The sequence below is a fragment of the uncultured Lutibacter sp. genome, assembly GCF_937891065.1.
In the GTDB taxonomy this organism is placed as follows: domain Bacteria; phylum Bacteroidota; class Bacteroidia; order Flavobacteriales; family Flavobacteriaceae; genus Lutibacter.
Genome location: NZ_CALAEQ010000059.1, coordinates 1 through 13116 on the forward strand (window position 1 = coordinate 1; position 13116 = coordinate 13116).

Annotated in this window: 8 protein-coding genes; 2 read left to right on the forward strand and 6 right to left on the reverse strand. The window is 30.0% G+C overall.

The window, feature by feature from the left end:
* The first annotated feature begins 200 nt into the window (after positions 1–200).
* Both Q0352_RS03690 and Q0352_RS03695 read left to right on the forward strand, forming a co-directional pair.
* The gene (locus tag Q0352_RS03690; RefSeq protein WP_299523820.1) at positions 201–1268 is read left to right on the forward strand and encodes a 6-phosphofructokinase; all 1068 of its coding nucleotides are present in this window, start codon (positions 201–203) and stop codon (positions 1266–1268) included.
* A gap of 46 nt (positions 1269–1314) precedes the next feature.
* The gene (locus Q0352_RS03695) at positions 1315–2415 is read left to right on the forward strand and encodes a 6-phosphofructokinase (RefSeq protein ID WP_299523824.1); all 1101 of its coding nucleotides are present in this window, start codon (positions 1315–1317) and stop codon (positions 2413–2415) included.
* 120 nt (positions 2416–2535) lie between these two features.
* On the opposite strand, the gene Q0352_RS03700 is transcribed toward Q0352_RS03695, so the two are convergent.
* From Q0352_RS03700 to Q0352_RS03725, 6 genes are all read right to left on the reverse strand, one after another.
* The gene (locus tag Q0352_RS03700; RefSeq protein ID WP_299523826.1) at positions 2536–3873 is read right to left on the reverse strand and encodes a DEAD/DEAH box helicase; all 1338 of its coding nucleotides are present in this window, start codon (positions 3871–3873) and stop codon (positions 2536–2538) included.
* Between the two features lie 140 nt (positions 3874–4013).
* Entirely contained in the window at positions 4014–5324 is a 1311-nt protein-coding gene (locus tag Q0352_RS03705; protein ID WP_299523828.1) for a DEAD/DEAH box helicase, read from the reverse strand.
* Between the two features lie 57 nt (positions 5325–5381).
* The gene (locus Q0352_RS03710; protein ID WP_299523831.1) at positions 5382–6935 is read right to left on the reverse strand and encodes a DEAD/DEAH box helicase; all 1554 of its coding nucleotides are present in this window, start codon (positions 6933–6935) and stop codon (positions 5382–5384) included.
* Between the two features lie 165 nt (positions 6936–7100).
* A complete protein-coding gene (locus Q0352_RS03715; protein WP_299523834.1) occupies positions 7101–8657 on the reverse strand; it encodes an SDR family oxidoreductase in 1557 nt (518 codons plus the stop codon).
* A 239-nt stretch (positions 8658–8896) separates the two neighbouring features.
* Positions 8897–12376, reverse strand: coding sequence for a hypothetical protein (locus Q0352_RS03720; RefSeq protein WP_299523837.1), 3480 nt, complete (start codon positions 12374–12376; stop codon positions 8897–8899).
* Between the two features lie 533 nt (positions 12377–12909).
* On the reverse strand, positions 12910–13116 hold a 207-nt coding region (locus Q0352_RS03725), incomplete at its 5' end, for an IMP dehydrogenase (protein ID WP_299523840.1).

Consider the following 13116-nt stretch of genomic DNA (forward strand, 5'->3'; position numbering starts at 1 on the left):
AAATAAATTGTAATTTCTTAATTTTTAAAGCAATATGTATAATTTTATAGAAATATAAAGCTTACTTAATTTAAAGCAAAAATATTGCAATTAATCTAATATTTTTATAAATTTGCAATCTTCTAAAAGTATATATATACTGCAATAAAATAAAGTAAATTTTTATATAAAATTACCCCTTAATTAATAGGGAAACTAAGATGAAACAAAGAATTTTAATTGTTAATAGTGGCGGTGATTGCCCCGGAATGAACGCCGTAATAAGAGCCATTGTTAAACGAGCAAAGCAAGAATCTAAATGGGAAATTATTGGTAGTATAAACGGTTTTGATGGTATTTTATCTGAACCTCTTGAAATAATGCCACTTACCCAAAAGAGTGTTGAAGGAATCCATACACAAGGAGGAACTATTTTAACAACGAATAATAAGCGTAATCCATTCAGTTACCCTGTAAAGCAAGCTGATGGCACATTAAAAAATGAGGATGTTACTGATAAACTAATTTACAATTTAAAAGTTTTTGGTTTTGATGCTGTCATTCATATTGGTGGAAATGAATCGCATAAAATTTCGCTTAAATTATCTGAAAAAGGTGTAAATATTGTAGGAATTCCAAAAACTATAAATAACGATTTATCTATAACTGATTATTCCTTTGGTTTTCAAACAGCTGCACAAGTAGCAACTGAAGCTGTTGATAAATTAATAACTACTGCAAGATCACACAATCGTGTTTTAATTTTAGAAGTTATGGGTCGTGATGCGGGTTGGATAGCTTTACATGCTGCAATTGCAGGAGGTGCTAATGTTTGCTTAATTCCTGAAATACCATTTAATATGGATAAGGTTGTGAAAAAATTGACCTCTAAATATTCAACTTATGGTCGTGGCTATGCAAATATTGTTGTTGCAGAAGGTGCTCATTTTAAAGATGAAGAAGGTAATATTATACAAGGAAGTATTGCTCGTAAAATTGCAGCAAAATTAAGGGAAATAAATTTTGAAGCTGATGTTAGAGAAACTATTCTTGGTCATTTACAACGTGGGGGAACTCCAATAGCTTTTGATCGTATATTAGCGACAGAATTAGGAGTTAAAGCATTTGAATTGGTGCTAGAAAGGAAATTTGGGACAATGGCAATTCATCAAAATTCAAAATTATCACATATGGATTTAGAAAAAGTAATTAACCAATACAATAAAGTTGATTTATCACATAATTTAATTCATACTGCTAAAGGGATAGGCATTAGTTTTGGTGATTAATATTTATTAAAATAAAGACATAATTTATAAAATTATATAGGGAATCATGAAGAAAAAAGTATTAGTATTAACAGGTGGAGGCGATTGCCCAGGATTAAATGCTGTTATAAGAGGAATCGTAAAAAGAGCTGCACAAACTGAAGATTGGGAAGTAGTTGGAAGTATTCAATCGTTTGATGGAGTTTTACGTGAACCTACTGAGATTATAGAGTTAAGTGAAAAAAGAGTTTCCGGAATTCATTATCAAGGAGGAACCATATTAGGAACAACAACCAAAGGTGGTCCACTTGCATGGCCAGTTAAAGAAAATGATGGTACTTGGTCTTTTATAGATCGTTCAGACGAAATGATTCGTAAGTTAAAACATTTAGGAATTGAAGCTGTGATTAGCATTGGTGGTGATGGTTCTCAAAAAATTTCTCAAGTTCTTTTCGAAAAAGGGTTGAATATTATAGGAGTTCCTAAAACAATTGATAACGATTTATCTGCAACCGATTATACTTTTGGATATCAAACAGCTGTACAAATTGCTACGGAAGCTGTAGATAGATTGGTAACAACCGCGGCATCACATAACCGTGTAATTATACTTGAAGTTATGGGTAGAGATGCAGGTTGGATTGCTTTGAGTTCTGCTATCGCTGGTGGTGCAGAAGTTTGCTTGATTCCTGAAATTCCTTATGATGTAAATAACGTACTTAAAGTAGTTAATAAACGTTTTAAAGATGGCAAAGGACACGTAATTATTGTTATTGCAGAAGGTGCTAAACCAAAAGATGGTGATGTTTTGTCTAAACAAAGTGAAGAAGTTGGTAATGCCAATTTAAAATTAGGTGGTGTTGCTCATAAATTATTAGAAGATTTAAAAGCCGCAGGTTGTGATGCTGATATGAGAGAAACTGTACTTGGGCATTTACAACGTGGTGGAATACCAATTGCTTTTGACCGTATTTTGGCTACTCAATTTGGTGTAAAAGCAATGGAATTAGCATTGGAAGGAAATTATGGTAAAATGGTAGCTTATCAACATCCAAGCATTGTAGCTGTTCCTTTCTTAGAAGCTATTAGTAAATACAATATTATAAAACAAGATTCTTCATTAGTACATACTGCAAGAGGAATTGGGATGTCTTTTGGAGATAGATAATATTTCAAAAAAATAGTATTAAAAAAAACACTTTGGAAGATTATTTCTTACTTCTAAAGTGTTTTTTGCTTTATTTAAAAATCATTAAAGTTTAATTCGTGAAATAATGGATACGAACTACTATTTCTTTTTAGGAGTAGCTTCTGTTTTTGAAACTAGTTCATTTTTATGTTGCAATACATAGTTAGCGACTAATTTATCTACCAATTCTTCTTTTGTTAAATGATGAAAAATAGTTTTTATTTCACCTTTTAAAGTTTGTGAAATTTCATTATTTGGCTTCGTTTTAAATAATTTTTTAGCCCATAATAACATATTATTTTCTTCAATACTTTGTATAGTTGGCTTTTTAAATTCTTTAAAAGTAATTCCCAGCTCTTTTTTAAAATCAGCTAAATTAGGAGTTTCTTCTTTTTGTAAAACTGTTAATGAAAGTCCCTTTGCTCCTGCCCTTGCTGTTCTTCCACTTCTATGAACATACGTTTCAGCAACATCAGGTAAATGATAATTTACAACGTATGATATTTCTTTCACATCAATTCCTCTTGCAGCTAAATCTGTTGCAACTAAAATATCAATATAACCTTCTCTAAACTGTCCCATAATTCTATCACGAATAGGCTGCGTTAAGCTTCCGTGAATTGCACCAGATGAGAATTTATGAATCGCTAAGTTTTTAGCTAATTTATTAACTGCTGCTTTTGTTTTGCAAAATATAATACCTCGTTCTCCCTCTTTTGAAGATAAAAAATGCATTAATACATTTAATTTTTCAATAGGTTCTACAACAACATATTCGTGATCAATACCTAGATTTCCTACTGTTTTCATGTCTACACTTACTTGTGTAACATTTTTAGACATATAATTTTGTACCAATTGTTTAACAGTTCCAGGTAAGGTTGCTGTAAACAAGAAAGTTCTTTTCTTTTTTGGCAATTCAGCAATAATTTCATCTAAACCTTCTTTTAAAGAAGTAAGCATTTCATCTGCTTCATCTAAAATTAAAAAGTTGGTTTGTTTTATATCTATTGCTTTTCGTTTTATCAAATCAATTAAACGCCCTGGTGTTGCAATTACTATATGTGTTGTTTTAGTTAAACGCTCAATTTGTGGTTTTATAGGAATTCCACCACAAGTTGCTGCAATAGAAATTTCTGGTAAATAAGTAGCATACGCTTCTATATTACTAAATATTTGATGTCCTAATTCTCTTGTTGGAACTAAAATTACAGCTTGAACATGTTGTTTGTCTAAATCTATTAATTGTAATAAAGGCAACCCAAAAGCAGCTGTTTTTCCTGTTCCTGTTTTAGCTAAACCAACAAAATCATTAGTTGTTGTTAATAATACGGGAATTGCTTTCTCTTGAATTTCTGTAGGCTCAAAAAATTTTGAATCCACTAAACTTTTTAATATGGGTGCTGATATTCCTAAATCAGAGAATTGTTTTGACATATTTTTAATTTTTGCAAAGGTAATAAGTCTTTAGTCTAAAAAGTAAATAACTTGAAGCAAATAAATTATTTTATTAAAATTAATAATAACAAACAAAATAAAATTCTGAAATACACTTCTACTCCAATCATTAACCAAATTTAGATACCGTATACCCTAATTTTTCTTTTTTTAAGATGGGTATTATTGAAACGTTTAATCAATTCATCTACTTTTGAAGCAGCCACACCAACAAAAGCACAATCACTCTTCAATTCAATAATTCCTAATTCGTGTTTATTTAATTTTCCTTCTTTAAAAAATAAACCTGCAATATCACCTTTTGAAATTTTATCTTTTCTTCCACCTGAAATAAACAACGTTTTCCATTTTGAAGGTTCTGGAGTAGGATGTTTTTCTATCGTTTCAATTTCAGAATTTTCAGTAAAATCTGAAGGTTTTTCTTTTTTCCATTGAATTACATAAGCAGTTCCTTTACTGTTCATTCTGGCTGTTCTTCCGTTTCTATGTGTAAATTCATCTCTTTTTAATGGAAGCTGATAATGAATAATATATTTTATTTCTGGAATATCTAAACCTCTAGCAGCCAAATCTGTAGCTACTATTAGTTGATGTGTCCCATTACGAAATTTTATCAATGTTCTTTCTCTATCTTGCTGTTCCATTGAACCATAAAAACAACCATGACTAATATGATTATCGGTAAAATAATCACTTACCATTTCAATAGTATCTCTAAAATTACAAAAAATTATTGCTGGTTCATTTTTTAAGGAACAAACCAAATCTACCAATGTTTCTAATTTATCTTTGGTTGGAGAAATTACAGTTTTAATGTTTAAAAGTGTCGTTTCTTTTGTTAAATAATTAATGGTTTTTGGATTCTCTAACCCAACAAATTCAGGAATTTTTAGTCCTTTTGTTGCGGATGTTAAAATTCTTTTGTTAACCATTCTAAGCGATGCTATAATTTCAATCATTTCATCTTTAAAACCTACTTCCAACGATTTATCAAACTCGTCTAATACTAAGGTTTTAATATCTTCTGTTAAAAAAGTACCTCTTCTTAAATGATCTGAAATTCTACCAGGTGTACCAATTAAGATAGCTGGACTATGATTTAAATCTATTTCATCTTTAGAAAATGAACGTCCACCATAAACTGCATTGGCTTTAAAACCAGTTCCCATTTCTCTTATAACTTGCTCAATTTGAATTGCTAATTCTCTTGAAGGTACTAAAATTAGTGCTTGCACATTTAAACAGTCTGCATCCAATTCTTTAATAATTGGTAATAAAAAAGCGAGCGTTTTTCCTGTACCTGTTGGTGATAATAGCACAACATTGCTTGTAGCTTTAATTACTAAAGCTGCTTCCTCTTGCATTGGATTTAAGGTAACAATCCCTAACTTCTCCAAAATATGATGTTGATGTTTAATGTAATTTGCCATTATGTGAACATAAGTTTATTAAGGAAAGTTATTATAAAATAAGTAGCTATATACTAATTAATCTTCTGGTGGTCTACCATGGATAGATTCAAAGTCGGCATCAAAATTATCTCTTAAATATAAACGAAGTTTGGTTCTATAATCTTCTTTTAACCAAGTAACAAAATTGTGTGTACTTCTGCAAATACATTTCGTATATCTGTCTATTCTATAATCAATATCATCACTTAATTTTTTTGATAAATCATACGCGTCATAAACATCTTCACTATTTTCAATACATATTTTTGCATGCTGTATTATTGAATTCTCTAACACAACTTTTGAAGATTCTCCATTACTGATAGATTCTATATAGAATTTTTTAATATCAAAATATACTTCCTTAGAATTAGAGAATTGAACTCTCAAATCATCTGGCATTTCATATTTAAAATTACTTTCTAATTCTTCATCACTTAAAATTTTATCTAAATAATAATTAGGTGATTTAAATATTTTTTGCCAATCTAAATCTGCTCCCCAATCTCCAAAACGATGTGTGTTATTCCCTAAATCAATTACAGAGAATGTAGACTTATCTTTTAAAATACGTGAACCACGACCAATCATTTGATAATACAATCCTAATGATTTTGTAGCTCTATTTAATATAATCGTCTTAACAGTTGGCTCATCAAAACCAGTAGTTAAAATACTTACAGATGTTAGTATTGCATGTGGCGTATCTTTAAACCATTTCAGCACCATTTTCCTGTCTTTTTTGCTATACGTATTGTCTAAATGAGCAATAGGATATCCAGCAGCTTTAAAGGTTTCAAACACTTGAATAGAAGTGTTTATCCCGTTATTAAAAATTAAGGTTTTCTTTTCTTTAGAATGTAATTCATATGCTTGTACTAACATTCCAAGCATTTCATTATTAGTGTATAAATCTTCAGAAGATTTTACGGTATAATCTCCATTTGCGCCAACCTCTAAAGAAGTTAAACCAACATTATATGAAAAAACTTCAGCACGCGCCAAAAATTCATTTTCAATTAATGAAGCAATTGTTTCTCCAACAATTAATTCATTATAATTATCTTTCATTGGGAGCTTCATGTTTGAGCTCAATGGTGTTGCAGTAACACCTAAAATAAACGATTTATCAAAAAACTCAAATAATTTGGTGAATGAATTATAATGTGCTTCATCAATAATAACTAAACCGATATCAGAAACATCAAATTTATTATCGATTAACCTATTATTTAACGTTTCAACCATAGCAACAAAACAGCTATATTCATCTTGGTCGTCTAGGTTTGCTTTACTATCTACCACTTTATTAGTAACACCAAACTCTGTAAGCATTTTTGAAGTTTGCTTACTTAATTCTACTCTATGTGTTAATACTAATGCTTTTTTCTTGTGGTGTTTCAAATATTGGCGAACAATTTCAGAAAAAATTACTGTTTTACCACCTCCTGTTGGAAGTTGATACAGTAAATGATAATCATCAGGAGATTCTTCAAAACTTTTAAAAATTTTATCAATAGCCTCTTTCTGATAACTATAAAGATCTTTTCCAGCTTTTCTTTCTTCTAATTCTATAGATTTTTCTGACACGTAAATGATTATTTGATAGATTGCAAAAGTACCGCCTTTATTAGGTTTAAAATAGCAAATTCTTGTAAAAGTTTTAAAAAAACTTTAAATTATACTTATTTTGAAAAATTTATCAAACGTTTATAGAAATAAAGAAACTATTATATTTACCTGATTATCTGCATTTTACCAATCTATTGGTTGATAGTCTTTTAGGAATTTTCCACACCAATGTTTTCCTGTATTTATTCCATCTAAAAGAGGGTCCATAACCCTAGCAGCACCATCTACAATATCTAATGGAGGTTGAAAATCGTGAATTTCAACTTTTTTCTTTGATAATTCAACAGGATCTTCATCAGTAACCCAACCTGTATCAACGGCATTCATATAAATACCATCTTTTGCAAGAGTAGCTGCAGAAGTATGTGTCATCATATTTAATGCTGCTTTTGCCATATTTGTATGTGGATGGCGATCTTGTTTTTTAAAACGATGGAACTTTCCTTCCATAGCAGAAACATTAATAATGTGTTTTTGACCTGTATTTTCTTTCTTCATAATATTAGAAAGACGATTGTTTAACACGAATGGAGCTATAGAATTAACCAACTGAACTTCAATCATTTCCGTTGTTTCTATTTCTCCTAATTTTAAACGCCAACTATTTGTTTTTCTTAAATCAACTTGCTGTAAATCAGCATCTAATTCACCTTCAGGAAAAACTTCTTTTGCACTTAATGAATTATCAAAACTATAAGGTATTTGAGATAATTTTGCTGAAGATCGTATACCAATTCCTGGTTCTGGACCATGCCAAGTTACAGGTAAAGAATTATTTTTAGGGTTTACAACACCTGTTGTTAGCGTTTTTAATTCTTGTAAACAATTATGATGATCGGCTAATAAGTCTTTTGCCGATTTTGGTAAAGCTTCATAGGGCAACTCTTCTTTTTCCATTAAATGATGAAAGAATCCGGCTGGTCTTCTCACCGTTTGAGCAGCATTATTTATTAAAATATCCAATCGTTCATATTGTTGCTCAATAAAATTGCAAAAAATCTCAACACTAGGAATATGTCTTAAATCTAAGCCATGAATTTTTAAACGTTTTCCCCATTTACTATAATCATCTTCTTGAGAAAACCGCAAAGCAGAATCTACTGGAAATCTTGTAGTTGCAACAACGGTAGCTCCAGAGCGTAACAACATTAAAGTAATATGGTATCCAATTTTTAAACGTGAACCTGTTACAATTGCAACTTGACCTGTTAAATCTGCTGATTGAAAACGTTTTGCATAGTTAAAATCACCACATTCAGTACACATAGTATCATAAAAATGATGCAATTTTGTGTAAACCGTTTTACAAACGTAGCAATTCCTTGGAGATTCTAATTTTAATTCTTTATTGTTATTTTCTCCAGTTAGATTTATTAATAATGGAGCTACAAAAACAGCCGCTTCACGAGCACTTCTAATTCCCGTCTCTTTACGCGCATGTTTATCACGTGCTATCATTTTTCTTTTGACAGCTTTTTTAGCATCTTTTTTTCTACGAGAAAATTCATCACGATTCGGTCTAGTGAGCAATCCTGCCGCTGTCATTAAAGCAATTCGCTTTTCCTCAGGTAGTTCAAATATTTGATCTGTATCTTCAACCAATTTTTGTAAAATTGAAATACAAATCTCTATTTGCTCTTGACTTACCTTATCAGTCACATCCTCATTTTTTTGCTTCATAAATTTTATTTTCAAGGCTGCAAATATAAGATTAAATACTGTTTGCTTAACAAAAAATTAAAAGCAAGTAATTTACAATATATCAATTAGTTAACTATATTTATTTTGAAATTTACAAAAAATAAAGAAAAAAGTAAAAATGTAATTTGTTAATTAAACTAACAGTTTTTGAAATTTTAATTCACAAAAAAAGCTTGAAAATTAATTCCAAGCTTTTTATAAAATATTATAAATAAATATTACTTTCTATGTAAAGGATCTGCTCCTATTGTTCCAATTAAGCTTTCTAAATAATTGGTTGAATTTATTTCTTTATACATTTTTTTAACATTCTTCAGTCTATCTAAAATATTCATTTCAGTAACAATTGAAGAATTATTTGAATTTGAAATAAAATCTTCAAGATATGCTATTTGCTTTTTATAAAAAATTGCATCTTTTTGTTGTTTCAATAACAGTCTTTTTTTATACCAATCGCTATTGATTACATAATCTCTTTCAAAATATTTTCTTAATTCTAAATCGCTTATATCTTTTCCTTCAAAATTACCATAAGCCATTACATGAAGTAGTATTTTTAATGGAGGAATAGCAGCATCAATACTTCCATCTTCAAAATAGCGAAGTGCTACTTTTTTCTGAGTTTCAACAATATTATTAATTCCATCAACATAATCTTCTAAACCTTGTAATTCAGGTTTTAACATTTTCTCATTAAATACTTCATTTGGCTCATCAAATAAACGATTCAAACATAATACGGCAAAAGTACTTGTAATTCTATACCCTAAACGACTTGCTAAAACTTTGTCTCCTTTATAATCAAAGTCCTCAAGTTTTTCAAGTGAACCATTCTTAATAAGTAATTTTGGATCTCTATCTTTTGTAGATAAACGTGCCCAAATTTCTGGAATTAATATACTAATATCGTGATCAACCTTATTTTCAATTCCAATATTACCAGCAGCAGTACTATATGCATCAGACTCTGTTAAAATATGTGATAATAATGCATTATTTAAATCGGTTGTTGGAGAAAGCATATTAAAAGGACCTTTTGTTAAAGCTCCTTCTGAACCAGCTCCTGTTGTTGATGGTGATTTACCTGTAAGACTAGAAATAAAGTCCATAAATAACTCTGGAGCCTCTTGATAATGTATCGGATTATATACGGCTAAAGGACGAATTCCAGCTTCTTTATCTATTGGATTATTTCTTCTTCCTGGTAAAACCGCATTTACGACATTAATTACAGGGTCATTTGATTTCATTTTTCTAGCTAAACGAACTCCTATTTCACCTAAATAACTATTTTCAGTTTCATTTACCTGAATATTACGTTCTAAATAACGAGGGTTTTTTGTAGGTTCTCCATCAACAATACGTGTATGAGATGGTAATGCAAAATACTCTTCTTTATTTGGGCTATTTAAAACTTCTATAATTAAATCTTTAACTGGCTGAGTGTATTTATCGAAGTTAATTGCATCTTCAAAAATTTCAATCGCATCTTTCTTCTTTAAAAGCTCATAATTGGTTAAATATGTATTTGGCGAAACTAAATCAAGTTCAGCTTGTTTATCATAACCTCTCACAATTGCTTCATCTGGTCTCTGAAATAAATGAGCTTCACAATTAGCTACAACCTTAAAACTTTTGTTTGTGTAATTAGGGTTTAAGTTTTTAAATTTATTTCTTGGCAACGTAATTGTTGCGGAAATATCATCCTCCATTTGTATTTTTTGACTAGGAGCAAAATCTGATCGTAACTTGTTTAATAACCAAGTACCTTTTTGATTAAAACCAATACGCACATAACTACCAATTACAGGGGTATTATTATATCTAACACCTGTTCCATTTTGACCGTTAATAATTTCAACCGACATATAGTCTTTCCAGTTTAATGCACCGTGGTCTTGACGATACAATCTCTTTATAAATAAAACTAAAGATCTAATATGAACAGGAATATTTCTCAAGAACTCATTAAATTCCTCATTATTTTCATCTGAAGGTGTTAATAATTTAACTGCTGATCCCAAAGTCCTTTCTGGGCTTAAAAACGATCTAGAAAGTGGTAATTCAGGGTTATAGTTAGCCCATCTTGTTGAATAATTATATTCTATTAACTCATCGGCCTTTTTAAAATCTTCATCAATATCAACTATGTTAAATGCACTATATGTGATCGCATTTTGCATAGATTTTGATATTTCTGATTTTCCACCACCTGAAACAGTGCAAGGCTTATGGCAAAAAACACCTTCAGCCGCAGTATTTAATATTCTCCACATGGAAATAGCTCCATGTCTCTCTAACTTAAATTTATTACCTGTTGGATGTACATACGTTTTATCAGGAGATAATATTAATTTTTGATCCTGGTTGTTATGTGTCCAAGTAATACTATTTGTATTAATGTTGATATAAGCAAACTCCGGTAAATAGATAATATTTGGATACTTTTTATCCACGGCATAATATTCAGGTTTAACATCTATTCTATCTCCTAAAAACATTTTTACGTCTTCAAAGCTAAATTTGTCACCAAATTTTGAAGAAAATTCTTTACCATCAACAATATCGCCCATTACAGCTCTTGAAAATGCAATTGCACCTCCAGAATGTTCTTCCTCTACCAATCCAAATAAATTTGCAGAATAACTAATTTGAGTTTTAATTTCTTTTTTAGAATATCCGAAATAATTATCAGCAATTAGAGTTACTACCACTCCTCTGTCGTCTCTACAAGATACTTTAAAAGCACTCCCGTTATTATACAACTCATTCTCATTTTTCCAACACATTCCATCATTTTTTTGACGGTCAGTTGCGTAATCAAAATGTGGTAAGCCAACATCCTTTTTCTTAAGTGTTTTTAAATGTGGAGCCAATATAATACAACCTGTATGGCCTGTCCAGTTTTCAGTATCCAATGCCGCATCATTTTGAGCTAAATTTGGATCTCCAGCATTTCCAAAAATAGATTCTACAAAGTCTAAGTTACTTACCAAACTTCCAGGAACAAAAAAACGAACTTCCAAACTCTTTTTAGAAGTAATCCCTTTAGCTTCTGGACAAACAGTTGGACGCATTAATAATGAAACCATTAATTTTGCTTTATCCTCTTGATTGGCAGTAAAAGGCAACGTTTTTAAATCATCTGAAGGGTTTACAGCTGCATTTAAAAAATGAGCAAAGGTTATTTTTGGAACTTCCTTCTTATCTAAAGGAACAGGTAAATCCCCTTCAACAATATGAAATGTTCCTATAGTAGTTCTTTTATCGTGTACAGGATTATTTAATATTCCTTGTTTTATTCTATGTGAAGTTATATTCTCACTTATAAAAGTGCTTCCATTTGGTGGTAAACTAATCTCTCGCGCGTGTCCTTTTTGTGTTAAAACCAATGTGTTATTCGGTAAGGCATACGATTTTTCAAATTTAACATCTTTTAAATAATCATTTAAAAAGTTTTGAATTCTTGAATCTACTGGAGAAAGGTGGTGAGAAAGTAATCTAGATTTTTCTCTAAAACTTTTAATCAACCCATTGGTCAATTCCATAAATTTAGGATTACAAAGTTTTAGTTCATCATCTTCATTATCGCCAAAGATTGGCTGTCCTAAAGAAGCCAGTTGAAGATTTATATATCTAACGGTATCTTTTTTTCTTCTAATTTCTTGTTCTTCGCTTAGTCTATTATCTATTTTCATCTATAAAAAAATTTAAATCCATAAATTATATATTTATCGACTTGTTCAAAAATAATTATTAACCTATGAAATTTTTGGATTTAACAATCTTAATCTTCCATATATGCAGTGTAATAATCCTAAATATAAACGATAAAATTAAACTATTCTTTTATATTAACTGCTGTCTACAAATTTAAGAATTTATCCCTTTTTTTAATGTATAATATATAGAAAAATGCGAAATCGTAATAGTTGTAATTTTGTGATTAAATAGGTGCTTTAGCTGAATTTAATAGCTATTATTTGAGCTATTTAAAATATAATCTTGCACTCTTTTTGTTAAGGATAGAACGCTTTGATTTGAATTCTTTTCACTGCTTATAAAAATGCATAAATATAAGAAGTGATTACTGACCAAGAAGAATGTTTACCAAAGTAGAATGCCTGAATATAAATTATAAGCATAAAAAAACCGAAAATCAATTTTCGGTTTTTTATTTTCATTAAAATAACTTTATTTCGCTATCCTTTTATAAAACAACTGAAATTAATTATCTTGAATAATTAGGCGATTCTTTAGTAATTGTAACATTATGAGGGTGACTTTCACGCATTCCTGCAGAAGTAATTTTTACAAATTTAGCTTCTTTTTGAGCTTCAATATCTTTTGCTCCACAATATCCCATTCCTGCACGCAAACCTCCAATAAATTGATGCATTGTTTCTTGTAACTCACCTTTATAAGGTACTCTTCCTAC